Raw genomic sequence first — 25135 nt, 5'->3', positions numbered from 1 at the left:
CCGCAGGGAGCCTGAAATGAGCCTATTAGAAGAAAACCAAGCCACCGACCTGGAACAGATGGTCGGCCTCACCCGCCGGCGTTTTATCGGCGCCGGCGCCCTATGCGGTGCGGCGATGTTCCTCGGTGGCAACCTGCTGACCCGCAGCGCCCTGGCGGTCAACGTCGCGTCGAACAGCCCGTTGCTGGGGTTCGCCAGCATCGCCTCGGCCACCAGCGACACCATCACCCTGCCGCCCGGCTACAGCGCTTCGGTACTGATCAGCTGGGGCCAGCCGCTGCACAAGAACGCGCCGGCCTTCGACCCCAGCGGCAACGGCACGGCCAAGGCCCAGGAACAGCAGTTCGGCGACAACAACGACGGTATGAGCCTGTTCGCCTTCCCCGGTGACGACAACCGCGCGCTGATGGCGATCAACAACGAATACACCAACTACCGCTACCTCTACGCCCACGGTGGCGCGCCGCAATCGGCCGAAGACGTGCGCAAGGCGTTGGCCAGCGAAGGCGTGTCGGTGATCGAAGTACGGCGCAAAGGCGACACCTGGCAGTTCGTCCAGGACTCGCGCTACAACCGGCGCATCCACGGCAACTCGCCCATCCGCTTCGGCGGCCCCGCGGCGGGCCATGCCTGGCTGAAAACCAGCGCCGACAAAACCGGCAAAAAAGTCCTCGGCACCTTCCAGAACTGCGCCAACGGCAAGACCCCGTGGGGCACGTATCTCACCTGAGAAGAGAACTTCACCGACTGCTTCGGCAGCAGCAACCCGCAACAGACCTTCGACGCCGGGCAGAAACGCTATGGCGTGGTCGCCGCCAGCAAAGACATCAACTGGCACCCCCACGACCCGCGCTTCGACATGGCCAAGAATCCCAACGAACTCAACCGCCATGGCTGGGTAGTGGAAATCGACCCGTTCGACCCGCAATCCACACCGGTCAAGCGCACCGCCCTCGGCCGCTTCAAGCATGAAAATGCTGCGCTGGCGGAAACCCGCGACGGCCGCGCCGTGGTGTACATGGGCGACGACGAGCGCGGCGAGTTCATCTACAAGTTCATCAGCCGCGACAAGATCAATCACAAGAATCCCAAGGCCAACAAGGACCTGCTGGACCACGGCACCTTGTATGTGGCGATTTTCGACGCGGGCGACGGCAATGCCGACCATCCCAAGGGCCAGGGCCAATGGGTCGAGCTGACCTACGGCAAGAACGGCATCGACGCCAACAGCGGTTTTGCCAGCCAGGCCGAAGTGCTGATCCACGCGCGCCTGGCCGCCAGCGTGGTGAAAGCCACCCGCATGGACCGCCCGGAATGGATCGTGGTCAGCCCCACCGACGGCCAGGTGTATTGCACCCTGACCAACAACGCCAAGCGCGGCGAAGACGGCCAGCCGGTGGGCGGCCCGAACCCGCGGGAGAAAAACGTCTACGGGCAGATCCTGCGCTGGAAGGCCAATGCCAACGACCATGGCGCGCCGGACTTCAGCTGGGATTTGTTCGTGGTGGCCGGCAACCCGACCGTGCATGCCGGGACGCCAAAGGGCGGCTCGTCCAACATCAACCCGCAGAACATGTTCAACAGTCCGGACGGCCTGGGCTTCGACAAGGCCGGGCGGTTGTGGATCCTCACCGATGGCGACTACAGCAACGGCGGCGACTTTGCCGGGATGGGCAATAACCAGATGCTGTGTGCCGACCCGTCGACCGGTGAAATTCGGCGGTTCATGGTGGGGCCGGTGGCCTGTGAAGTGACCGGGATCAGCTTCTCGCCGGACCAGAAAACCCTGTTTGTGGGGATTCAGCATCCGGGGGAAACCGGTGGCTCGACCTGGCCGGAGCATCTGCCAAATGGCAAGCCACGGTCCTCGGTGATGGCGATTCGTCGGGATGATGGCGGGATCGTCGGCGCCTGATAAGGCCTCTTCGCGAGCAAGCCCGCTCCCACACTTGACCGCATTCCAAAGCCAGGACTCGGTTTAATGTGGGAGCGGCGGTGCGACGATTCGACTTGCTCGCGAAGGCGTCAGAACAGTCACCACCTATCTCGACCCCGGTGCGTTACCATACCCGGCCGGACGCGGCGCCCTGCTGCGCGCAGGAGTTCGCATGGCACACCCGTTTGAAACACTGACCCCTGACCTGGTGCTCGACGCAGTCGAAAGCATCGGTTTCCTCAGCGACGCCCGCATCCTCGCGCTCAACAGCTACGAAAACCGTGTCTACCAGGTCGGCATCGAAGACTCCGAGCCCTTGATCGCCAAGTTCTATCGGCCGCAACGCTGGACCAACGAAGCGATCCTCGAAGAACACAGCTTCACCTTCGAACTGGCCGAGTGCGAAGTGCCGGTGGTGGCGCCGATGATTCACAACGGTGAAAGCCTGTTCGAGCACGCGGGTTTTCGCTTCACCCTGTTCCCGCGCCGTGGCGGACGCGCACCGGAGCCGGGCAACCTCGACCAGTTGTATCGCCTCGGCCAATTGCTCGGCCGCCTGCATGCGGTCGGTTCCACCCGCCCCTTCGAACACCGCGAAGCCCTGGGCGTGAAGAACTTCGGTCACGACTCTTTGAACACCCTGCTGGAAGGCAACTTCATTCCTCGCAGCCTGCTGCCAGCCTACGAGTCCGTGGCCCGCGACCTGCTCAAGCGTGTGGAGGAGGTCTACAAGGCCACGCCCCACAAGAACATCCGCATGCACGGCGATTGCCACCCCGGCAACATGATGTGCCGCGACGAGATGTTCCATATCGTCGACCTCGATGACTGCCGCATGGGCCCCGCCGTTCAGGACCTGTGGATGATGCTCGCCGGTGATCGTCAGGAATGCCTGGGGCAACTGTCGGAATTGATGGACGGCTACCAGGAATTCCACGACTTCGACCCGCGCGAGCTGGCCCTGATCGAACCCCTGCGTGCCCTGCGCCTGATGCACTACAGCGCCTGGCTTGCACGGCGCTGGGACGACCCGGCGTTCCCCCACAGCTTTCCCTGGTTTGGCAGCGAACGTTACTGGGGCGACCAGGTTCTGGCGTTGCGTGAACAGTTGTCGGCGCTCAACGAAGAACCGTTGAAGCTGTTCTGATCCCTGCCGTCTGGGCCCTGACCTTGGGCCCTACACTTTCAACACACATCCGCTGACAAATATCCTTACAATCGCGGCTTTGTTAGCTGCCTAAGCAAGGATTCTGCATGCAAGCCGCCAACCCCCGTCGCGGGTACATATTGGGCCTGAGCGCCTACGTCATCTGGGGCCTGTTCCCGATCTACTTCAAGGCCATCGCCAGCGTTCCCGCCGCAGAAATCATCGTCAACCGCGTGCTGTGGTCGGCGCTGTTCGGCAGTCTGCTGCTGATAGTCTGGAAACACCCGGGCTGGCTCCGAGAACTGCGGGACAACCCCAGGCGCCTGGCGATCCTGGCCCTGAGCGGCACCTTGATCGCGGCCAACTGGCTGACCTATGTGTGGTCGGTGAACAGTGGCCGCATGCTGGAGGCCAGCCTGGGTTACTACATCAACCCGCTGGTGAACGTGCTGCTGGGCATGGTGATCCTCGGCGAGCGCCTGCGCCGCCTGCAATGGGTGGCCGTGGGCCTGGCAGCGGTAGGTGTGGCGCAACAGGTATGGCAAGTCGGCAGCCTGCCGTGGGTATCCCTGGTCCTGGCGGCGACCTTTGGTTTCTACGGGTTGATCCGCAAGCAGGCGCCGGTCAAGGCATTGCCCGGGCTGGTGGTGGAAACCTGGATGCTGGTCCCGATTGCCATCGCATGGTTGCTGTTCAACCCCTCGGCCCACAGCGCACAGATGGAATTCTGGAGCACCTCCGAAGCGTGGTGGCTGGTGGCCGCAGGCCCGGTGACGCTGATCCCGCTGGTGTGTTTCAACGCCGCCGCACGGCATTTGCCCTACACCGCCCTGGGCTTCCTGCAATACGTGGCGCCCACCCTGGTGCTGCTGGAAGCCGTGCTGTTGTTCAACGAACACCTGGCACCCGCCACGCTGATCGCCTTCTGCTTTATCTGGGCCGGCCTGGTGGTTTACAGCATCGACGCCTGGATGACTGTGCGGAAAAACTGATCAAATAACGTACAAAACTCTGCAAGCCACGGCCGGTGTGGCTTGCAGGCATTCACCCCAAGGTTATCCACAGCCTGGTCCCCGGCGTTTGTGCACAAGCCCTTGAAACTGTTCGTTTTTTAGCCAGCTGGCGAAGAGCCACGGCCCGCCTGGGCCGGACGCGGGTCTCTACAGGTTATCCACAGGCCCATGCAAGATTTCCATGCATAACCTTGTGGGCAACTATTCCTCGCTGCGTAGTTCCAGTTCCACCATCAAGTCGTCGGCCAGGGTTTCCAGCGCCGCCTGCAAGGTTTCCAGCGGCAGCGTCAACGGCACCGCCAGCAAGGCTTCGGCGTGGAACAGCAGGTCGCTGCTCATGGGCGCCGGGCGCACGTCGGTGATCAAGCGCTCCAGGTTGACACCCTGCTTGCTGAGCAGCGCGGTGATGTCGCGAACAATCCCCGGCCGGTCGTTACCGACCAGTTCCATCGCGATGGGTTGCGACTCGCTGGGGGCGAGCGAACTGCTTTCGCCCAGCAGCACGCGAATGCCGTGGGTGGACAAGTCTTCCAGCGCGCCAATCAAGTCCAGCCGATTTTCCGCCGGCACGCTCACCCGCAAAATCCCGGCAAACTGCCCGGCCATGTGCGCCATGCGGCTTTCCAGCCAGTTGCCGCCATGGGCGGCGATGCATTGGGCGATGCGTTCGACCACACCGGGTTTGTCCGGGGCGATGACAGTCAGTACGAGATGGTCCATGGTGTCGTCCTCTTCTTATGAAAATCAGGTAGGAACCAGGCGTTCCCCTCGTACCTACCAAGGTGGACTCAGGTAGCCACGAAAACAAATCGTGTACCATTTTTATATTTATATGGAACAATCCAATAGTTTTTTGAGAACATCCCGTACCCCACTGTGACCGTACGACCAAAGTGGGTCGCTAAACGACGTATTTAGTCTAATTTTCACAACCGCAACTCATCATGTAGTATGCCCAATCGCGCACTACATAACGTTAGGTCGATGTCTGCCAAGGCAACCACGCACCGCGACGCAGCCCGCCCAGCCGCCTTCTACGGCATGTACTGGTGCAGCGTGTTCACGGTTTACATGGCCAGAGGCTTCATTGGTAAATTGAAAAGCTGAAAAGCGCATAAGCTCCGCAGAGTGAGGCAAGCAATGACTGAACACGTTCAAGTCGGTGGCCTGCAGGTCGCCAAAGTCCTGTTCGACTTCGTGAACAACGAAGCCATTCCTGGTACCGGCATTACCGCCGACCAGTTCTGGGCCGGTGCCGACAAGGTCATCCACGACCTGGCGCCGAAGAACAAAGCCCTACTCGCCAAACGCGACGATTTTCAAGTGCGGATCGACACCTGGCACCAGGCACACGCCGGCCAGGCACACGACGCCGTGGCCTACAAAGCCTTCCTTCAAGATATCGGATACCTGCTGCCAGAAGCCGCGGATTTCCAGGCCTCGACCCAAAACGTCGATGAAGAAATTGCCCACATGGCCGGCCCGCAGCTGGTAGTACCGGTGATGAACGCCCGTTTCGCCCTCAACGCCTCGAATGCGCGCTGGGGTTCGCTGTATGACGCGCTCTATGGCACCGATGCCATCAGCGAAGCCGACGGCGCCGAGAAAGGCAAAGGCTACAACAAGGTGCGTGGCGACAAGGTCATCGCCTTCGCCCGCGCCTTCCTCGACGAAGCCGCACCACTGGCTGCCGGCAGCCATGTGGATTCCACCGGCTACAAGATCGTCGACGGCAAGCTCGTGGTCAGCCTCAAGGGCGGCAGCAACAGCGGCCTGCGCAGCGATGCCCAGTTGATCGGCTACCAGGGCGACGCAGCCAAGCCGACCGCCATCCTGCTGAAGCACAACGGCCTGCACTTCGAAATCCAGGTCGACGCCAGCACCCCGGTCGGCCAGACCGACGCCGCCGGCGTGAAAGACGTGCTGATGGAAGCCGCCCTGACCACCATCATGGACTGCGAAGACTCCGTCGCCGCCGTCGATGCCGATGACAAGGTGGTGATCTACCGCAACTGGCTCGGCCTGATGAAGGGCGACCTGTCGGAAGAAGTCGCCAAGGGTGGCAAGACCTTTACCCGCACCATGAACGCCGACCGCGTCTACACCGGTGCCGACGGCAAGGAATTGACCCTGCACGGTCGTTCGCTGCTGTTCGTGCGTAACGTTGGCCACTTGATGACCATCGACGCGATCCTCGACAAGGATGGCAACGAAGTGCCGGAAGGCATTCTCGATGGCCTGCTCACCAGCCTGTCGGCGATCCACAGCCTTAACGGCAACACCCGCCGCAAGAACAGCCGCACCGGTTCGGTCTACATCGTTAAACCGAAAATGCATGGCCCGGAAGAAGCCGCGTTCACCAACGAGCTGTTTGGTCGCATCGAAGACGTGCTGAAGCTGCCGCGCAATACGCTCAAAGTCGGGATCATGGACGAGGAGCGTCGTACCACGGTCAACCTCAAGGCCTGCATCAAGGCGGCCAGCGAGCGTGTGGTGTTTATCAACACCGGCTTCCTCGACCGTACCGGCGACGAGATCCACACCTCCATGGAAGCCGGCGCGATGGTGCGCAAGGCCGCCATGAAGGCCGAGAAGTGGATCGGCGCCTACGAAAACTGGAACGTCGATATCGGCTTGAGCACCGGCCTGCAAGGCCGCGCACAAATTGGTAAAGGCATGTGGGCGATGCCCGACCTGATGGCCGCCATGCTGGAGCAGAAGATTGCTCACCCGCTGGCCGGCGCCAACACCGCGTGGGTTCCTTCGCCGACGGCGGCTGCGCTGCATGCGCTGCACTACCACAAGGTTGACGTGTTCGCCCGCCAGGCCGAACTGGCCAAGCGCGAACGTGCTTCGGTAGACGATATCCTGACCATTCCCCTGGCCCAGAATACCGATTGGTCCGACGAAGAAATCCGCAACGAGCTGGACAACAACGCTCAGGGCATCCTCGGTTACGTGGTGCGCTGGATCGACCAGGGCGTGGGTTGCTCGAAAGTCCCGGACATCAACGACGTCGGCCTGATGGAAGACCGCGCCACCCTGCGTATCTCCAGCCAGCACATTGCCAACTGGTTGCGCCACGGCATCGTCAATGAAGCCCAGGTGATGGAAAGCCTCAAGCGCATGGCGCCGGTGGTGGACCGTCAGAACGCCGGGGATGCGCTGTACCGCCCGCTGGCTCCGGATTTCGACAGCAACATCGCGTTCCAGGCAGCGGTGGAGTTGGTGATTGAGGGGACGAAGCAGCCGAACGGCTATACCGAGCCGGTGTTGCACCGTCGGCGTCGGGAGTTCAAGGCCAAGAATGGTCTGTGAGTAAGCGCTAGAAACGAAAAAGCCCTGACCTATCGATCAGGGCTTTTTTGTTTGGGATGTCAATCGGACTCAACGGTGTAGTTCCCATTAAGCGTGACCGTTCCTCCGTCCGATTCAAACGTTACGTTTGTAAGTTTCCCGATGTGCTTGAAGGTAGTACCGGACTCCGGACGATCGACCAGCACAGTGAGGTCACCCAGCACAGGCTGATGGTATGAATGGCCGTCGGCATCGCGGTAGGTGACATTAAGAAGTGGAGCTTTCCGATGATGCGGCCCGGCTTTCAAGTCGCTTCCGTAGTAGATACGAACACTCTCAACTGCACCGTCCAAAGCGCTCCAGGAGAGATAGCCAAAGACGTCTGTAGGCACAAATACATGACTCAAGGTGCCATCTCGCGAAACTTCAATACGAGCATCACCACTGCTTAAAGTCTTGGCCTTGTGCAGTTCTTTCTCATCGATATTGAATTTTTCAGTACTCATGATGAACTCCTGTCCACAAATTGATTAGGTGCAGGCCTGCGACCCACCCCCTCCTAATCAGTAAACATGCGAAGTTCGATACTTTCCTACTGTCAGAATTGACAGTTCTTCGCGAAATCAGACCAATGGCACCGTCTAGGACGCCATCCCCAACTCCCGCTTCACCATCTTCGCCAGCTTCACGCTATCAATCGGCTTGAGCAAAAAGTCCACCACGCTCAAGTGCATCGCATCAATCACATCCGGCGCTTCGGCGTCACCCGACATGATGATGATCGGCAGCGCCGCCCGGGTGGATTCGCGCACCTGGCGAATCAATTGCAGCCCGTTGCTCGGCGTCATGCGCAGGTCGGTGATCAGCAAGCCGATGGAGCTGCTGGAACTCAACAAGTCCCATGCAGCCTCGCCGCTGTCGGCGGTCATGCAACGAATGCCGTCCAGGCCAAGAATTTCTGCCAACAGTTCGCGCGCGTCCTTGTCGTCATCCACGATCAAAACCCGTTGTGGCGGCAAATCCGGCTCCTGCATAACAGCACTCAGGGCCTCGCGCTCGGCATCACTCAAAATATCGTGGTCGGACATACGTTTCTCGGCAGTTCTATTCAATCTCCCAGCACAGAAGTCAGACATCGCCGGAAGGGCGAACAATGTGCACTTCGTCGGAAAGTTTGCCTAGTGGGCGTTCTACGGGGTTTGGACGATATTCATGTAAGGTTTTTCCCTAGTCGTGGAAGGCATAACGCTACCTAGACTTACGTCCAATGGGCACCCGCAGCGCAGGAGTCGACCATGGGGCACGATAACGACAAAAAAACTGCGGTCATAGGTATGAGTAAAGCTGATGCTTTCACACAAGCGGGGAAAACCGCTGTGTTGCAGAACATCCACGGCACCCTGCAATTCCTGCAACGCTTCCCGCCGTTCAACCAAATGGAAAACGCCCACCTGGGATTTCTGGTAGAGCAGTGTCAATTGCGCTTCTACGGCCCCGGCGAGAGCATCCTCAAGCCCTCGGGCGGGCCGGTGGAACACTTCTATATCGTCAAGCAGGGTCGCGTAGTCGGCGAGCGGCCGGACTCGACAGAAACCACCTTTGAAATCACCACCGGTGAATGTTTTCCGCTGGCGGCGCTGCTGGGGGAGCGGGCCACCCGTACCGAGCACAAAGCCGCCGGAGACACCTTCTGCCTGCAACTGAACAAGCCGGCCTTTATCAAGCTGTTCGCCCTTTCCAGCGCGTTTCGCGACTTTGCCTTGCGCGGCGTGAGCAGCTTGCTGGACCAGGTCAACCAGCAAGTCCAGCAAAAGGCCGTGGAAACCCTCGGCACCCAATATTCGCTGAACACCCGCCTGGGCGAATTGGCCATGCGTCACCCGGTCACCTGCAGCCCGCTGACGCCGCTGCGTGAAGCGGTCACGCAAATGCACGAGCAGCAAGTGGGCAGCATTGTGATCGTCGATGAACACAAGGCGCCCCTGGGGATTTTCACCCTGCGGGACCTGCGCCAGGTGGTGGCCGACGGCACCAGTGATTTCAACCAGGGCATCGAGCGCCATATGACCCAGGCGCCGTTTTTCCTCACGCCGGACCACAGCGCCTTCGACGCGGCGATTGCGATGACCGAGCGGCATATCGCCCACGTGTGCCTGGTCAAGGATCAGCGCCTGTGTGGCGTGGTGTCCGAGCGTGACCTGTTTTCCCTGCAGCGGGTTGACCTGGTGCACCTGGCGCGCACCATCCGCAATGCACCCAGGGTCGAAAACCTGGTGGCGATTCGTGGCGAAATCGGCCAGTTGGTGGAGCGCATGCTCGCCCACGGCGCGTCGTCTACGCAGATCACCCACATCATCACCTTGCTCAACGATCACACGGTGTGCCGTGTCATCGAGTTGACCCTGGCCGACAAGGGCGACCCGGGCGTGCCATTCAGCTGGCTGTGTTTCGGCAGCGAGGGCCGCCGCGAGCAGACGCTGTATACCGACCAGGACAACGGCATCCTGTTCGAAGCCCGGGACGCCGCCGAAGCCGCCGAGATTCGCGGGCGCCTGCTGCCGCTGGCACAACAGATCAACCAGAGCCTGGCGCTGTGCGGCTTCAGCCTGTGCAAGGGCAATATCATGGCCGGTAACCCGGAGCTGTGCCTGTCCCGGGCGGAATGGGCGCGGCGCTTTGCCGGGTTTATCCGTGAGGCGACGCCGGAGAATCTGCTGGGTTCGAGCATCTATTTTGATTTGCGGGTGGTGTGGGGCGATGAGCAAGGGTGCGAGCAATTGCGCCAGGGCATTCTCGACCAGGTGGCAGACAACCGTTTGTTCCAGCGCATGCTGGCCGAGAACGCGTTGCGCCAGCGCCCGCCGGTAGGGCGCTTCCGGGATTTTGTGTTGACGCGCAAAGGCGCCGACAAGGCAACCCTCGACCTCAAGGTGCAAGGCCTCACGCCATTTGTCGACGGTGCCCGTCTGCTGGCATTGGCCAACGGCATCAGCGCCATCAACACCCTGGAGCGCTTGCGCCAACTGGTGGCCAGGGAAGTCATCGAACGCCTTGATGGCGCCGCCTATGAAGAGGCCTATCACTTCATCCAGCAAACCCGCATGCAACAACACCAACTGCAAACCCGCGAGAACCTGCCCTACTCCAACCGCGTCGATCCCGACAGCCTCAACCACCTCGACCGGCGCATCCTGCGCGAATCCCTGCGCCAGGCCCAACGCCTGCAAGGCAGCCTGACGTTGCGGTATCAGCTGTGAACTGGTTTGGCTGGTTGCGCAAACCCAAACCTGGCCTGGATGCGGCACAACAACGGCGCGTCGAACAATTGCCCACACCTGGGGAGCTGGGGGACGGATCGCTGCGGGCCCAGCGCTGGGTGGTGGTGGACCTGGAAACCAGCGGCCTGAACCTCAATCGTGACCAGGTGCTTTCGATTGGCGCCGTGGTGATCGAGGACGGCGCAGTGGACTTCTCGCAATTATTCGAGCGCACCCTGCACCGGGCCGAGACCAAGCTCAGCCCCAGCGTGCTGATCCATGGCCTGGGGCCCAGCGCCATTGCAGCGGGCAGTGACCCGGCAGAAGCGCTGATGGACTTCATGGAGTTTGTCGGCGACAGCCCGCTGCTGGCGTTTCATGCGCCCTTCGATCAACACATGCTGTGCCGGGCACTCAAGGACAGCCTGGGCTATCGCTTGAACCACCCGTTCCTGGACGTGGCCGACATCGCCCCGCTGCTGTGCCCCGACGCCAACATCCGCGAAGCCGGGCTGGATGACTGGATCACGCATTTCAAGCTGCAAGTGGGCGAGCGTCACCATGCCAGTGCGGATGCGCTGGCAACGGCGGAACTGATGCTGATTTTGTTCAGCCGTGCACGGCAGCAGCAGATCGACAGCCCGCACGCGTTACAACAGCGCCTGGGCCAATGGAAACGCCGCAAGCAAGCCCCCTCATTCTAATGGTGGCGAGGGAGCTTGCTCCCGCTGGGGTGCGAAGCGCCCCCAAATCAGCCAACCCATTTCCAACTGAATAAATGCACTGCCAGGATTACGACTGCTGCGCAGCCGAGCGGGAGCAAGCTCCCTCGCCACAGCAAATGGCATCATCATGATAGATAGCATTACGCCGCCGCCCGACCAACGCCAATTGCACCCGCCTTACACCTCTGCCACAATCGCGAATAATTCTCGTTAGTTTAAACTTTCCGATCGGTGTCGCCTTGTCGTCAATCCAAAGTCCCCACAGTGAGCTTGTTGGCGCGTTGTACCGCGACCATCGCAGCTGGCTGTTGGCGTGGCTGCGACGCAACGTGGCCTGCCCCAGCCGCGCCGAAGACCTCAGCCAGGACACCTTCATGCGCCTGCTGGGCCGTGAAGAACTGCGTGAACCCCGCGAGCCGCGGGCGTTTCTGGTGGCCATCGCCAAGGGCCTGCTGTTCGATTATTTCCGCCGCGCCGCGCTGGAACAGGCTTACCTCACCGAACTGATGCTGATCCCGGAAAGTGAGCACCCGTCCCCGGAAGAACAGCAACTGATCCTCGAAGACCTCAAGGCCATCGACCGCCTGCTGGGCAAACTCTCGAGCAAGGCCCGCGCGGCCTTCCTCTACAACCGCCTCGACGGCATGGGCCACGCCGAAATCGCCCAGCGCCTGGGGGTTTCCGTGCCGCGGGTGCGGCAATACCTGGCCCAGGGTATCCGCCAGTGCTACATCGCCCTGTATGGCGAGCCGCTGTGAGCCCGGTCAGTTCCAAGCCGGTGTCGGCGCGGGTGCTCGACGCGGCCATTGCCTGGCAACTGTCCCTCGACTCGGGCGACGGCAGCGCCGTGGAGCAGGAAGAATTCGCCAAATGGCTGGCCAGCAACGAAGAACACGCCCGCGCCTGGCGCCAGTTGGGCATGCTCGATCAGCGTTTCAGTGTGGCCTCGGGCCCGGCCCGTGCGGCATTGCTGCAGTCACGCGAAGGCATTCGCCGCCGCGTGCGCAAGCTCGGCAGCGGCCTGGCCAGTGTGGTGCTGGTGTGCGGCCTGGCATTGTTCGTCGGCCAGCGCTACGTGCCGCTCAACTATTGGCTGGCAGACCAGCGCACCGCCACCGGTGAACAGCGCACCCTGAAGCTGGCGGATGGTACCGTGATCAACCTCAACACCCACAGCGCCATTGACGTGCGCTTTGACGAGAAACGTCGGCTGATCGTATTGCAGGAAGGCGAGATCCTTGTCGAAACCGGCCACAACGACGCCCGCCCGTTTTTTGTCGAAACCCGCGAAGGCAGCCTGCGCGCCCTGGGCACACGGTTTATCGTCAAGCGCGAGGAAGATGGCACCCGCCTCAGCGTGTTGCTGTCTGCCGTCGGCGCACAGCCTGAAGCGCTGCATCAAGAGCAGATCTTCAAGGAAGGCCAGCAAGTGCTGATGCGCCGCGACAGCCTCGGCCCGATGCTTGCCGTCAGCCCCGGCACCGACGCCTGGACGCGCGGCATGCTGGTGGTGGACAACGCGCGCCTTGGCGACGTGGTTGAGGAACTGAGCCGCTACCGCACCGGCTACCTGGGTGTGGATAAACAAGTGGCAGACTTGCGGATCACCGGCAGCTTCCCGCTGCACGACACCAACCTGGCACTGAACGCGCTGCTGCCGACCTTGCCGGTGCAGATTCAACAACACACGCCGTGGTGGGTGACGGTGGCGCCCAAGCCGTAGGCTCCTGTGGTGCATAGGCCATTGTCATCGCAGGCAAGCCAGCTCCCACAGGTGGAATGCGTTCCCCTGTGGGAGCTGGCTTGCCTGCGATGAGGCCCTCAAAAACAGCACTCACCCACTAATAGAAATTATTTTCATCGAGCCCTATCACTTTTTGCATCTCGCTCGGCACATAGGCAATTGAGAAATATTTCCATTCAGGAGCCGCCCTATGTCCCGCACGCTAGACACCTTGTTGCGCCCCAGCCTGTTGGCCGTGGCCATTGCCCTCAGCGCTCCGCTGGCCAGCACCCAGTTGCTCGCCGCCGAACAAGCGTCCAGTGTGCGCGCCTACAATCTGCCGGCAGCGTCGCTGGCCACCACCCTGAACCAGATCGCCAGCCAGGCCGGTTTGGCGCTGACGCTGAACCCGGGGTTGGCAGCGGGCAAGACTTCCGCGCCGGTAAAAGGGCAATTCGATGCACAAGGCGCATTGCGTGAAGCGTTGCGCGGGACCGGGCTGCAACTGGAGCAAAGCAGTGCAGGCACGTTCAGCCTGGTAGCGATCCCGGATGGGGTCGTGGCATTGCCGGAGACCAGCATTACCGGCCAGGCCGACGCGGAAAGCGCATGGGGGCCGGTTGACGGTTACCTGGCGACCCGCACCGCTGCCGGCACCAAGACCGATACCGCACTGGTCGAAGCCCCGCGTTCGATCTCCGTCGCCACTCGCCAGCAAATGCAGGACCGCAACGTCCAGAACCTGGATGACGCCGTCAAATACATGCCCGGTATCGTGTCCGCCAGCTACGGCAGTGACACCCGCTACGACTGGATGCGTGTACGCGGCTTCGAACCCACCCAGTTCCTCGACGGCCTGCCGCTGCCACGCGGCGTGTATGCCAACCCGAAAGCCGAAACCTGGAACCTCGACCGCCTTGCGCTGCTGCGTGGGCCGGCCTCGTCGGTCTACGGCCAGACGCCACCGGGTGGCCTGCTGGATATGGTCAGCCGACGTCCAAGTGCCGAGTCGAGCAATGCCATCCAGGTGCAGTACGGCAGCGACAACTACCGCCAGATCAACTTCGCCAGCAGCGGCAAGATCGATGATGAAGGCCAGTTTCTCTACGGCCTCAGCGGTGTGGTGCGCGACGCCGGCACCCAGGTCGATCACATCGACAACAAGCGCTACAACATCGCCCCCAGCCTGACCTGGAATATTGATACCGACACCAAGCTGACGTTCCTGTCGCAGTTCACCCGCGACGATACCGGTGCTACCAGTCAGTTCCTGCCCATTGTCGGCACCAAGATCAAATCGCCGCTGGGGGACATCTCTCATCACAAGAACCTCGGCGACCCGGACTACGAGTACTACGACCGCACCTACTACGCGCTGGGCTACGCCTTCGAGCATCGCTTCAACGATACCTGGCAGTTCAAGCAGAACCTGCGTTACACCAAGTCGGAGCTGGCTTTCCAGCAGCTGACCGTGGGTTCCTACGGTTACTCGACCATTGATGCCGAGGGCAATACCAGCCGCTCGTCGACCAACGTCGACGAAAGCATCGGCCAGTTCGCCGTCGACAACAATTTCCAGGCTGACTTCGCCACCGGTGATATCACCCACACGCTGTTGCTCGGCCTGGATCACCAGCGCACCGACACCTCGTACCTGTCGATCTTCGGTGACGGCGGCACAGTCAACCTCTACAACCCCGTCAACACCAAGCCGGTGGTGCGTCCGGCGCGCTCCACCGCTTATTACGACTACAACCAGAAAACCATCCAGACTGGCCTTTACGCCCAGGACCAGATGGCCCTGGACCAGTGGCGCCTGACCCTCGGCGGGCGTGAAGACTGGGTGCACCAAGGCACCACCTACTTCAACAAAAACGATGCAACCAATACCGACCGCAGCAAGAACTTCAGTGGCAACGCCGCGCTGAGCTATGTGTTCGATTCGGGCTTCGTTCCGTACCTCTCCTACGCCGAATCGTTCCAGCCAGCGAGTAACGCCAGCGTCTCGCCAACCGAGTCGTACAAACCCACCGAAGGCAAGCAATGGGAATTGGGGGTCAAGTACCAGCCACCCGGCTCAAATACCCTGCTGAGCGCTGCGGTCTATGACCTGACCCAAAAGAACGTGCTGGTTACCAGCTTCGGTGCCGGTGGCCAGTCGATCACCGACCAGACCGGCGAAGTGAAGGTCAAGGGCCTGGAATTGGAAGCCGTCTCTGACGTGACCGAGAACCTTAAGGTCATCGCTGCATACACCCTGGCCAAATCCGAAGTGCAAAAAGGCCAATACAAAGGCAACCGCCTGCAACTGATGCCAAACCAGCAAGCCTCACTGTGGACCGACTACACCTGGCACGCCGGTGTGCTCGACGGTTTCGGCATTGGCGCGGGTGCCCGCTACACCGGCAATACCTATGGCGACCAGGGCAACACCTGGCTGGGCAAGGCCAATGCCTACACCGTGTTCGATGCCTCCGTGCATTACGACCTCGGCCGCCTGGACAATAGCCTCAAGGGGGCTTCGGTGAAACTGAATGCCACCAACCTGTTCGACAAGGACTACATTTCCACCTGCGATGCTTCCTACTGCTACTACGGCGACCAACGCAGCGTCGTCGCCAGTGCCACCTACCAGTGGTAATCGGCTGAGTTAACAACCGGGCCGCCCCCGTGGGCGGCTTCGGTGTGTCTGAAGGCTAGAAAATGAAAAGCAAAACCATCCGCCGCTGGTCCTTCATCCACACCTGGACCAGCCTCGTCTGCACCGTATTCCTGCTGCTGCTCGCCCTCACCGGCCTGCCGTTGATCTTCCACCACGAGATCGACCACCTGCTGGGCAACGAACCCGAGCTGGCACAGATGCCCGCCGATACCCCACAGCTGAACCTCGAACAGCTTGTTGCCAAAGCCCAGGCCCATCGCCCCGGCGAAGCCATGCAATACCTGGCCTGGGACGAAGACGACAAGAACGGCGTGATCGCGATCATGGCCGCCACCGCCGGCACCGAACCCAATTCCTCCCACACCTTCATGCTCGACGCCCGCACCGGCGAGGCCGTGGAAACGCCTTCGGCCAACGGCGGGCTGACGATGTTCCTGCTGCGCCTGCACGTCGATATGTTCGCCGGGCTGCCGGGCAAGTTGCTGCTGGCGTTCATGGGCATTCTGTTTGTGCTGGCGATCATCTCCGGCACGGTGTTGTACCTGCCGTTCATGCGCCGGCTGAAATTCGCCACCGTGCGCCAGGACAAATCCACGCGCCTGCGCTGGCTCGACCTGCACAACTTGATCGGCGTGGTCACCCTGACCTGGGCGCTGGTAGTGGGCGTGACCGGCGTGATCAGCGCCTGCGCCGACCTGATCATCGCCGCGTGGCGCACCGACAGCCTCAGCGCAATGATCGAGCCTTACAAAAACGCCCCGCCGCTGACCCTGCGCGCCCCCGCCACCGACCTGCTGACGATTGCCGCCAAGGCCGCGCCCGGGATGGAGCCGGACTTTATCGCGTTCCCCGGCACGCGTTTCTCCAGCGAGCATCACTACGCGGTGTTCATGAAAGGCAGCACCCACCTGACTTCACACCTGCTGATGCCGGTATTGATCGACGCCAGCAACCTGCACGTCACCGCCATCGCCGAACGGCCGTGGTACATGGACGCCATGGGCATGTCCCAGCCGCTGCACTTCGGTGACTACGGCGGCATGCCAATGAAGATCCTGTGGGCGGTGCTGGATGTGCTGACCATCATCGTCCTGGGCAGTGGCGTGTACCTGTGGCTGGTGCGGCGCAAGGCGGCCAAGTCATGAAGCCGAGGCAATCGAATTTCTGGAAGGTATTCGGCATTCCGCTGGCCATCGGGTTGTTGAGTGCTGCCGGATTGTTTGCGGCATTGTTGGGGGACGGCTTGTGGGATTCGCTGAGCTGGGTGGGGCTGGGCATTCCGGCCGCCATAGGTAGCTGGGCGTTGCTCAAGCGTTGAGATAGATTAGCGCTGCCCTTTTCCGAGGAATGCCCATGTCCACCCCCAGCATGACGTTGTTCCACAACCCTGCCTCGCCGTTTGTGCGCAAAGTACGGGTGTTGTTGCACGAGACCGGTCAACTGGACCGCGTGATCTTGCACGCCTGCGTGCCGACGCCTGTCAAGCCTGACGCCGACGTGATCCAGGACAACGCGCTGGGCAAGATCCCCGCCCTGCGCCTGGCCGACGGCAATGCGCTGCACGACAGCCGGGTGATCCTCGATTACCTCGACTACCAACACACCGGGACTCCACTGATCCCCCGTAACGGCCCGGCCCGCTGGCGGCGCCTGACCCTGGCCTCGACCGCCGACGGCATCATGGATGCCGCCGTACTGGTGCGTTATGAAACCGCCATGCGCCCCGAGGAAAAACATTGGGACCTGTGGCTGGAAGGCCAGCGCGACAAGATCCGCCGCGCCCTCGACATGCTCGAACAGGACGCCATCGCCGAACTGGCCGGGCCGTTTGACGTGGCCGCGATCAGCGTGGCGTGTGCACTGGCTTATCTGGACTTCCGCCACCCGGACATGCAGTGGCGGTCGAGCCATCCGAAGCTGGCGGCGTGGTATGCCGAGGTGAGTCAGCGGCCGTCGATGCTCCAGACCCAGCCACCGGCCTAACCTGCTGCAAGGGTTCTCTTGTGGTGAGGGAGCTTGCTCCCGCTGGGCTGCGCAGCGGCCCCAAAAATCCTGGGAGCGCTTCGCACTCCAGCGGGAGCAAGCTCCCTCGCCACAAAAAGCTCCCGGGCCAAAGGGAACAGCGCGTTGATCCTCACCACTAACTGCGCGCCCTCTTGCTGATCTTCCCGCAACCCCAACGACCTACTCATCACCCATCTCCTTGCGCTTGCCCACCCCATACCAATCCAGCTTGCGGGTCAGCACCATCACCGTGCCCAGCAACCCGAACAGCAGCAACGAGCCCATCAACAACGCGTAATCCTCGGCACTCAGCAACCCGTACAGCAAGCCATACAACGCCGCCAACCCTGCTGAAAACCCCAGGCCATGGGCGACACTGCGCAGCACATGGCAGACGTAAAACCCGATCAGCAACACACAGGCCGCCGCCGATATCAGGTAAGCCGGGCCAAACCCGATGTGCTCGGACAACGACAACAGCAGCAGGTAGAAAAACGCCAGGGCAAACCCCACCAGCGCGTACTGGATCGGGTGCACCGCCAGGCTCTTGAGCACCTCGGACAGAAAGAAACCGGCAAACGTCAGGGCAATGAACAGCAGCGCATATTTGATCGCCCGATCGCTCTTGAGGTACTGGTCCACCGGGTCGATAAAGCTCACGCCGAAGCTGCGGCTGTTGAAGTCCTCACAGCCGCGCTCGGCCAGGCAACCGCGCAGCGCTTCTTCCAGGTTGGTGGAGAAGAATGTGGTCTGCCAATTGGCGCTGAAGCCTTGGGCGGTGACCTCGCGCTGGGTCGGCAGGAAGTTGCCGATAAAGCTGGGGTGCGGCCAGTTGGACGCGAGCTTGACCTGGCTGGTCTTGCCCACCGGCACCACTTGCAACTGCTCGGTTCCTTGCAGGCGCAGGTCAAAGGCGAAGTCAAAAGGTGACGGATTGTGGCTGTCCTGCTCGGGCAGCATCACGTGCACACCCTCCCCCAGCCAAGCCACTTGAGTGCCCGGGGAAAACGCCAGTTGCTGGCTGCCCAGCTCCAGCTTCAACGCATTTTCGATGCCGCGAATGTCGCTGATACCCACTGCCAGATACGCCGGGTCAAAGCGGTAATCGGCAAAGTTTTCCGTGATGCCCCACTGCTCCGGCAACACAAACCGCCCACTGATACGGCTGTCGGCGTGGAACAACCGCGCCTGGTAGATGCCCCGGGCGCGCACTTCGGTTTGCACCTGCCCGTCGAGGGCAAATTGCTCCGGCAGGAAATACAGATGACCACGCACCTCGCGGGTTTCTTCGTAGCGTTCGTTGAGCTTTTCATTGAGCTTCCACTCCCGGACGGTCTTGCGATAAGGCACCACCAGCACCGGGCCATTGAGGCGCTGGCTGTAGCTGGAACTGCGGGCGATATCCTGCAAGACGTCGTCGCGCAGTTGCTGACGGTCGGTAATCACCCCGTGGATCATCAGCAACGGAATCAACAACAGCACGATCAGCAGCGCGATGGCGCCCAATTTGAAAAGCAGATTGCGGTTCATGAAGCTCTCCCTGTTTTGATGGGGGAGAGTCTGGCGGGCGCTTAAGGGGGATTTATGAAGGGAATGTGGAGACTGTGTGGAGATGCAGTTTTACCTGCACGCCGCCGGGCACGTTGCCGATCTGCAATGAGCCGCCGTGCAGCTTCATCACCTCTTCGACAAAATTCAGCCCAAGGCCGGTGCTCTTGCGCCCGCTGGCCGGGCGCGGCAGGGAATAGAAGCGCTCGCTCAGGCGCGGCAACGCGTACTCGGGAATGGCTTCGGCCTGGTTGAACAGGGTGAATTCGATCCCGTCATCCAAGGCCTTGGCGCTGAACCGCAATGTGCCACCGGGCGGTGTGAAATCCAGTGCGTTTTCCAGCAGGTTACCCAGTGCCTGGCGCAGCAGGAACGGCTCGCCGTACACCTGCAGATCCGCGTCAATCGCCTGCTCGACCTGCAACCCGGCGCCTTCAATGCGCGCACATTGAGCTCTGAGCACTTCGTCCACCAGCGCCGCCAAGGACAGGCTGGCCTGGTCCTCAAGGCCCTGGCGCTGCTCCACCTGCGCCAGGTTCAGCAGGCGTTCGATCAACTGCTGCAAGCGCGCACTTTCACTGTCGATATTGCTCACGAAACGCTGCTGCTGGTCACGGGACATGTCGCCCTGCAACAGCTCCGCCGCACCACGAATCGCCGCCAGCGGGCTTTTCAATTCGTGGGTCAGGGTGTGCACATAACGTTCGACGTACGCCTTGCCTTCCAGCTGGGTGCGCATGTGTTCCACGGCGGTGGACAACTGCTCCAGTTCACCGCCGCGATAGTGCGGCAACTCGGCACGCCGGCCTTCACTCACCGCCTGGGCATACGCCGTCAGCCGGCGCAGTGCGACACTCAACCACCACGACAACAGCGCACCAAACAGCAAGCCCAGGGCGACCAGCCCGGCGCCGTACCACAGCAGCCGGTCTTCGGTGCGGTCCACATAGGGTTGCAGTGAACTGTTGGGCTTGGCCACAGTGACCACGCCGATGATCTGCCCGCTATCGCGGATCGGCGCGCCGACGTGCATCACCGATGAGGCAGGGTCGTCCAGTTCGCTGCGGGTCGAGCGCGCACCGTATTCGCCGCGCAGGGTCAGGTACACGTCGTTCCACTTCGAATAGTCCTCGCCCACCGCCTCGCCGGTGGAGTCCAGCAACACGATGCCCTTGGCGTCGGTGACGTAGATGCGGTGGTTGACCTGGTTTTTCGGCAGGCCCCAGATATTCGCGCCGGGCTGACGCTCACCGTAGGCCTTGAGCAGTTCGGGCCAGTGGCTCTGGCCGAGGGTGCCGTTCTTCACATCGTCGCGCAGGATTTCCGCCAGCAGGTTGGCGGTGTCCACCAGGGTTTCCTCGGTGGACTGGCGCACGCCGGGGCGGATTTCCTTCATCACGGTGCTGAGTACGAAGTAGCCTGTCAGGCCGATAAACAATGCGTACACCAGGAAGAACCGAATCCCCAGGCGCATCAGCTGTTGCCCGGGCTGTAGCTGTAGCCAAGGCCGCGATGGGTCTGGATGGGCTCCGCCTCGGGCGCCACCGCGCGCAATTTGCTGCGCACGCTTTTGATGTGGCTGTCGATATTGCGCTCGTAGCCTGCGTCCGCCGCCACGCCCACCGCATCCAGCAGTTGCTCGCGGCTGAACACGCGCTCGGGTTGCTCCAAAAGGCTGTGCAGAAGACGGAATTCATGGCGAGTGAGGCTCAGGGGCTGGCCGCGATAACTGATCTGCATGCGCTCCAGGTCCACCTGGAACACCGCCGGAGCAGCACCGGGGCCCACGCGCTTGAGAATGGCCCGTACCCGCGCTGCCACTTCCCGCGGGCTGAACGGCTTGACTACATAGTCGTCAGCGCCGATCTCAAGACCCACCACGCGGTCGATCTCACCGTCCCGGGCGCTGAGGAACATCACCGGTACTTCGCTGAAACGCCGCAGTTGCTTGCAGGTTTCAAAGCCGGTGATGTCCGGCAGGCCGATGTCGAGGATGACCAGGTCCGCCGGGGTTTGCCGCTGATGGGCCAGCGCCGCCTGGCCGAGGCTCAACCAGGTGGTGGTGAAGCCCTCGCCTTGCAGGGCGAAAATCAGCGTGTCAGCGATAGCCGCTTCGTCTTCGACAATCAGGATGTGCGCCATGGTGTTCCGTCAGCAGTCCGGTTTGTCCGCAGTGTAACGGCGGGCCGGGTTTACCGCAGCGCCGAATTCACGCAGGGCCTTGGCGCCGATCAGCAGCGGGTAGTTGAAGCTGCTGCGGTCGGTGAGGTTGACCTCGACGGTGCGCTTGACGTTGCCCAGGCACATTTCCAGGTCGATCACCGGGCGCTTGGCCACGGTGGCTTCGTCCTTGTCGTCATCTTCGTCGGCGCGGCTCTTGATTTTGCTGATGCGCGAAACCTTGTGCTCGTACACCTTGTTGGTGGCGTCCTTGCCGCCGAGGCGGAAGCGTACCCAGTCGTCGCCATCACGGGTGAAGGTCTCGATGTCCCGGGCCGACAGCGAGGCGGTCAGCGCGCCGGTGTCCATCTTGGCCTTGAAGGTCTCACCGATTTCCGGCAGTTGGATGTATTCGTAGCGACCGTAAAGGGTCGGCTCGGCGGCCATGACAGGCAAGGCCACCAGCGTTAGCAGGGCAAGGATGGATTTCACGTAGGAGGTTTCCTTGAAATAAGTGGGCCAATTCTAGACTGCAAATTCGCTGCTTAGTTAGATCACAGAGCATACCCAGCCCGCTGTGAAACATTCGTAAGCTTATTTGCGATTTGGTCTCCAGGCCCAAGCTGCTTATCATGGCGGGCCAAAAATGATTCCAAGAGTTACTTATGCGCCGCCTGCTCACCGGCTGTTTCGTCACATTGCTGCTGTTGCTCAACACCCTGGTGCTGTTCGGGCCGCTGATGGTGTTTGCCCTGCTCAAGCTGGTGGCCCCCGGTCGCTTTCGTGACTATGCGTCCTGGGCCGTCATGTGGATCGCCGAAACCTGGGCCGAGATCGACAAGCTGATCTTCGCCCTGTGCATCCCTACCCAATGGGACATTCGCGGCGGCGGCGACCTGCGGGGTGACACTTCTTATCTGGTGATCAGCAACCATCAATCCTGGGTCGACATCCCCGCACTGATCCAGGCCCTCAACCGGCGCACGCCGTTCTTCAAGTTCTTCCTGAAAAAGGAACTGATCTGGGTACCCTTCCTGGGCCTGGCCTGGTGGGCACTCGATTACCCGTTCATGAAGCGCTACAGCAAGGCATTCCTGGCCAAACACCCGGAACTGGCAGGCCAGGACCTGAAAATCACCAAAGAGGCCTGCGAGTTGTTCAAGCGCCAGCCGGTCACCGTGGTGAATTACCTGGAAGGCACGCGGTTCACCCCGGCCAAGCGCAAACAGCAGGCTTCACCCTTCGAGCGCCTGCTCAAGCCCAAGGCGGGTGGCGTGGCGTTCGTGCTCGCGGCGTTGGGTGAACAGCTGGATGCGGTGCTCGACGTCACCGTGGTTTATCCACAGGAAAACATTCCGGGCTTCTGGGACTTAATCAGTGGTGCGGTGCCGAAGGTGATCGTGGATATCCGTACCCGAGAGCTGGATCCGGCGTTGTGGCAGGGGGATTACGAGAACGATCCGGCGTTTCGCCAGACCGTCCAGAACTGGGTCAACCAGCTCTGGATGGAGAAGGATGCGCGCATCGCCCAACTGCGCGCGGAGCGGTCTTAGCCGCCAGTGCCCCAGGCCGAAGCCAGTTTGCCCAGCACCGATTCGCTGGCGCCCTGGCCGCCCAGGTATTTCAGGATAACCGGCGCAAACTGGCCCACCATCCCACTGTCCATGCCCAGCGCGCTGAACGCGGTGTTCAGGTCGTTGGTGTTCTTCACGTTACCCAACACGCCGTCCAGGCCCGAGGTCTTGCTGCCGCCGCTCTGGCCGAGCATGCCGCTCAGGGCGCCGAGGCTGCCCAGGGAGTTGCTGCCGGAGAGCTTGTCCAGGCCCGGTACGCTTTTGGTCAGTTGCGAGTAATCACCGCCGCCCAATTTATTCTTGGCCAGGCCCAGCATTGCGCCGGTACCACCAACGGCCTGCTCAGGGGTCACGTTCAATTGCGAGGTCAGTGCCTGCAGCAGACCAGCGGTCTGTGAAGTGGGTGCAGCCGCTGCTGCCTTGTCGCCACCTTGTGCACCGGACACGGCATTGGCCACGTCGCCGAGGCTGAAACCTGCCGCAAATACCGGGCTGGCCGCCACGGTCAACAGGCAGGACAGGGCAAAACCGCGTGAAATCTTCATCAAGACAACCTCTGAAAGTAAGCGCAAAAAGCAGGAGTTTGACTGGGTACGCCGAAGGATTGTTCCCTCCCTGCAGATTAGTTCAGAAAACCACTGCATCCGATGCGCCTTGCGCTGCGTATATCCACCACGAGCCGCACGGAGGTAGATGGAATGAATGCCCAAGCTGGACTAACCTCAGCCTGCCCTCTTTACCGTGCGCCGTCCCATCGCTCTGTTGCAAGCGCCTGGAGAAGCCCTATTTCGACCCACGATGCAGATCAGCTACGGCAATTGCTGGCCCAGTGTTCACTGGGTAATCGCCAGGCGTTCGAAACGCTCTATCGCAGCGTTTCCCCGCGTTTGCATGGTGTTGCCTTGCGTTTCATGGGTCGCAAGGATCTGGCCGAGGAGGTGTTGCAGGAAAGCTTCGTGCGCATCTGGTACAACGCCTCACGCTATGAGGCCCATCTGTCGGCGCCCATGACCTGGATGGTCAATATCACCCGCAACCTGGCGATCGACCAGTTGCGCAAACACCGCGAACAACCCTTGAGCGAAGGCCAGGAGGACGCCACGGCCGACGAAAGCCCCAGCGCCCATGAACAGCTCGACAGCGAGCGTGAAGCCCTCGCCCTGAACCGCTGCCTCGACAGCCTCGAAGGCATGCAGCGTCAATCGATCACCGTGGCTTACTTCCAGGGCTTGTCGTGCTCGGAATTGGCCGAACATCTGGCCGCGCCCCTGGGCTCGGTCAAATCCTGGATTCGCCGCGGCATGGAGCGCTTGCGCAGGTGCCTTGAATCATGAACTACCAGACCACCGCCCTGCGCCGCGCCCTGGCGGCTGACTACGCCATCGGGCTGATGCCTGCCACCGCCCGCCGGCGCTTTGAAGCGCTGCTGCGGGATGACGCGGCGCTGCGCGTCGAACTCGGGCACTGGCAGGATGCCCTCGCCAGCCTCACCGGGCCGCTGCCTGAACGGCCGGTGCCGGACCACGTATGGGAAGGGATCAAGGCGCGCATTGAGCCGCAAGTGCTGCATATGCCGGCGAAGAAACCGTTCTGGATGAACCTGCGCTTGCTGGTAGCGGCGTGCGGGGTGGTGATCGCGGTGTTGGTGGGCGTGTTGTACCAGCGCGACCTTGGGGTGGAGTACAACGCCACGCTGGTGGCGGCCAATCAACAGCCCGCGCTGAAGATCCAGGCCTATGCGGATCATCTGCAAGTGGAACCGCTGACCCTGGCCGCCGTGGAGCCGGCCCGCGCGTTGGAACTGTGGGCAATCCCGGCAGGCGGCAAACCCATCTCCCTGGGGTTGTTGCCGGTGTCGGGTAACGGCCGAATCCAGTTGAGCAAAGAACACCAGGCGCTGCTGACGGCGCCGCTGACCCTGGCAGTGAGCCTTGAGCCTCAGGGGGGCTCGCCGACCGGACAACCCACCGGGCCGGTGCTGTATCAGGGCCAATTGGCATCACTCTGATCCGAGGCTCAATACGACGGATGAGGAACCGATCGCCGTTAACCGGGTCCATGAAAGACTACAAAACATGTCAGGAAGAGC

Annotated in this window: 22 protein-coding genes and 1 pseudogene; 15 read left to right on the top strand and 8 right to left on the bottom strand. The window is 61.6% G+C overall.

From position 1 onward, the window contains the following. Positions 1-16: 16 nt before the first annotated feature. The 3 genes and pseudogenes from HX805_RS04520 to rarD all read left to right on the top strand — a co-directional run bounded on the left by HX805_RS04520 (position 17) and on the right by rarD (position 4075). Positions 17-1915: pseudogene (locus tag HX805_RS04520) on the top strand (PhoX family phosphatase). A gap of 193 nt (positions 1916-2108) precedes the next feature. Further along, positions 2109-3083 (top strand): serine/threonine protein kinase, encoded by a 975-nt coding sequence (locus HX805_RS04515; RefSeq protein WP_003211077.1) that lies wholly within the window; start codon positions 2109-2111, stop codon positions 3081-3083. 107 nt (positions 3084-3190) lie between these two features. Beyond that, positions 3191-4075, top strand: coding sequence for an EamA family transporter RarD (gene rarD / locus HX805_RS04510; protein ID WP_003211079.1), 885 nt, complete (start codon positions 3191-3193; stop codon positions 4073-4075). Between the two features lie 222 nt (positions 4076-4297). Here the strand turns inward: rarD and HX805_RS04505 are convergent, their stop codons facing one another. Further along, entirely contained in the window at positions 4298-4816 is a 519-nt protein-coding gene (locus tag HX805_RS04505) for a glycine cleavage system protein R (RefSeq protein ID WP_003211081.1), read from the bottom strand. A 420-nt stretch (positions 4817-5236) separates the two neighbouring features. Here HX805_RS04505 and HX805_RS04500 point away from each other — a divergent pair, with 420 nt between their 5' ends. Further along, the gene (locus HX805_RS04500) at positions 5237-7414 is read left to right on the top strand and encodes a malate synthase G (protein ID WP_177116639.1); all 2178 of its coding nucleotides are present in this window, start codon (positions 5237-5239) and stop codon (positions 7412-7414) included. A 59-nt stretch (positions 7415-7473) separates the two neighbouring features. Here HX805_RS04500 and HX805_RS04495 read toward each other — a convergent pair whose 3' ends face one another. Then, positions 7474-7899, bottom strand: coding sequence for a hypothetical protein (locus tag HX805_RS04495; protein ID WP_087694746.1), 426 nt, complete (start codon positions 7897-7899; stop codon positions 7474-7476). A 135-nt stretch (positions 7900-8034) separates the two neighbouring features. Beyond that, positions 8035-8481 carry a response regulator gene (locus tag HX805_RS04490; protein ID WP_003211086.1) on the bottom strand — a complete coding sequence of 149 codons (447 nt, stop codon included), beginning with the start codon at positions 8479-8481 and terminating at the stop codon, positions 8035-8037. A gap of 246 nt (positions 8482-8727) precedes the next feature. Here HX805_RS04490 and HX805_RS04485 point away from each other — a divergent pair, with 246 nt between their 5' ends. The 8 genes from HX805_RS04485 (at position 8728) to HX805_RS04450 (ending at position 17743) form a co-directional block, all read left to right on the top strand. Continuing rightward, positions 8728-10650 (top strand): putative nucleotidyltransferase substrate binding domain-containing protein, encoded by a 1923-nt coding sequence (locus HX805_RS04485; RefSeq protein WP_177116638.1) that lies wholly within the window; start codon positions 8728-8730, stop codon positions 10648-10650. Beyond that, positions 10647-11354, top strand: a complete 708-nt coding sequence (locus tag HX805_RS04480; protein WP_177027984.1) for a PolC-type DNA polymerase III — start codon at positions 10647-10649, stop codon at positions 11352-11354. Before HX805_RS04485 ends, HX805_RS04480 begins: the two co-directional genes overlap by 4 nt. A 260-nt stretch (positions 11355-11614) precedes the next feature. Then, on the top strand, positions 11615-12133 hold the full coding sequence (locus HX805_RS04475; RefSeq protein WP_010167452.1) for an RNA polymerase sigma factor: 519 nt from the start codon (positions 11615-11617) through the stop codon (positions 12131-12133). After that, positions 12130-13098: a FecR family protein gene (locus HX805_RS04470; protein WP_177116637.1), complete on the top strand. Its 969-nt coding sequence runs from the start codon at positions 12130-12132 to the stop codon at positions 13096-13098. The genes HX805_RS04475 and HX805_RS04470 overlap by 4 nt, the downstream gene beginning before the upstream one ends. Positions 13099-13309: 211 nt before the next feature. Further along, a complete protein-coding gene (locus HX805_RS04465; protein WP_177116636.1) occupies positions 13310-15739 on the top strand; it encodes a TonB-dependent siderophore receptor in 2430 nt (809 codons plus the stop codon). A 62-nt stretch (positions 15740-15801) separates the two neighbouring features. Further along, positions 15802-16905: a PepSY domain-containing protein gene (locus HX805_RS04460; protein WP_177116635.1), complete on the top strand. Its 1104-nt coding sequence runs from the start codon at positions 15802-15804 to the stop codon at positions 16903-16905. Then, a complete protein-coding gene (locus tag HX805_RS04455) occupies positions 16902-17078 on the top strand; it encodes a hypothetical protein (RefSeq protein WP_177116634.1) in 177 nt (58 codons plus the stop codon). The genes HX805_RS04460 and HX805_RS04455 overlap by 4 nt, the downstream gene beginning before the upstream one ends. Positions 17079-17113: 35 nt before the next feature. Beyond that, a complete protein-coding gene (locus HX805_RS04450) occupies positions 17114-17743 on the top strand; it encodes a glutathione S-transferase (protein ID WP_177116633.1) in 630 nt (209 codons plus the stop codon). A gap of 201 nt (positions 17744-17944) precedes the next feature. Here HX805_RS04450 and creD read toward each other — a convergent pair whose 3' ends face one another. The 4 genes from creD to HX805_RS04430 are packed head-to-tail and all read right to left on the bottom strand — an operon-like array spanning position 17945 to position 21964. Beyond that, a complete protein-coding gene (creD, locus tag HX805_RS04445; RefSeq protein WP_177116632.1) occupies positions 17945-19294 on the bottom strand; it encodes a cell envelope integrity protein CreD in 1350 nt (449 codons plus the stop codon). A gap of 52 nt (positions 19295-19346) precedes the next feature. Further along, positions 19347-20786: a two-component system sensor histidine kinase CreC gene (creC, locus tag HX805_RS04440; protein WP_177116631.1), complete on the bottom strand. Its 1440-nt coding sequence runs from the start codon at positions 20784-20786 to the stop codon at positions 19347-19349. Further along, positions 20786-21454 (bottom strand): two-component system response regulator CreB, encoded by a 669-nt coding sequence (gene creB / locus HX805_RS04435; protein WP_003209207.1) that lies wholly within the window; start codon positions 21452-21454, stop codon positions 20786-20788. Before creB ends, creC begins: the two co-directional genes overlap by 1 nt. A 9-nt stretch (positions 21455-21463) precedes the next feature. Continuing rightward, positions 21464-21964: an ATP-dependent zinc protease gene (locus HX805_RS04430; RefSeq protein ID WP_003209205.1), complete on the bottom strand. Its 501-nt coding sequence runs from the start codon at positions 21962-21964 to the stop codon at positions 21464-21466. 173 nt (positions 21965-22137) lie between these two features. On the opposite strand from HX805_RS04430, the gene HX805_RS04425 reads away from it, so the two are divergent. Further along, positions 22138-23025 (top strand): acyltransferase, encoded by an 888-nt coding sequence (locus tag HX805_RS04425; protein ID WP_102370059.1) that lies wholly within the window; start codon positions 22138-22140, stop codon positions 23023-23025. On the opposite strand, the gene HX805_RS04420 is transcribed toward HX805_RS04425, so the two are convergent. Then, a complete protein-coding gene (locus tag HX805_RS04420) occupies positions 23022-23591 on the bottom strand; it encodes a DUF2780 domain-containing protein (RefSeq protein WP_003209203.1) in 570 nt (189 codons plus the stop codon). The two genes, HX805_RS04425 and HX805_RS04420, sit on opposite strands and share 4 nt — an antisense overlap. 153 nt (positions 23592-23744) lie before the next feature. On the opposite strand from HX805_RS04420, the gene HX805_RS04415 reads away from it, so the two are divergent. Both HX805_RS04415 and HX805_RS04410 read left to right on the top strand, forming a co-directional pair. Continuing rightward, positions 23745-24380 carry a sigma-70 family RNA polymerase sigma factor gene (locus tag HX805_RS04415; protein ID WP_177116630.1) on the top strand — a complete coding sequence of 212 codons (636 nt, stop codon included), beginning with the start codon at positions 23745-23747 and terminating at the stop codon, positions 24378-24380. Then, entirely contained in the window at positions 24377-25054 is a 678-nt protein-coding gene (locus HX805_RS04410) for an anti-sigma factor domain-containing protein (protein WP_008434341.1), read from the top strand. The genes HX805_RS04415 and HX805_RS04410 overlap by 4 nt, the downstream gene beginning before the upstream one ends. Positions 25055-25135 lie beyond the last annotated feature (81 nt).

Source organism: Pseudomonas sp. G5001 (assembly GCF_013385475.1).
GTDB lineage: Bacteria > Pseudomonadota > Gammaproteobacteria > Pseudomonadales > Pseudomonadaceae > Aquipseudomonas.
This window is presented reverse-complemented; position numbering and strand designations above follow the sequence as displayed.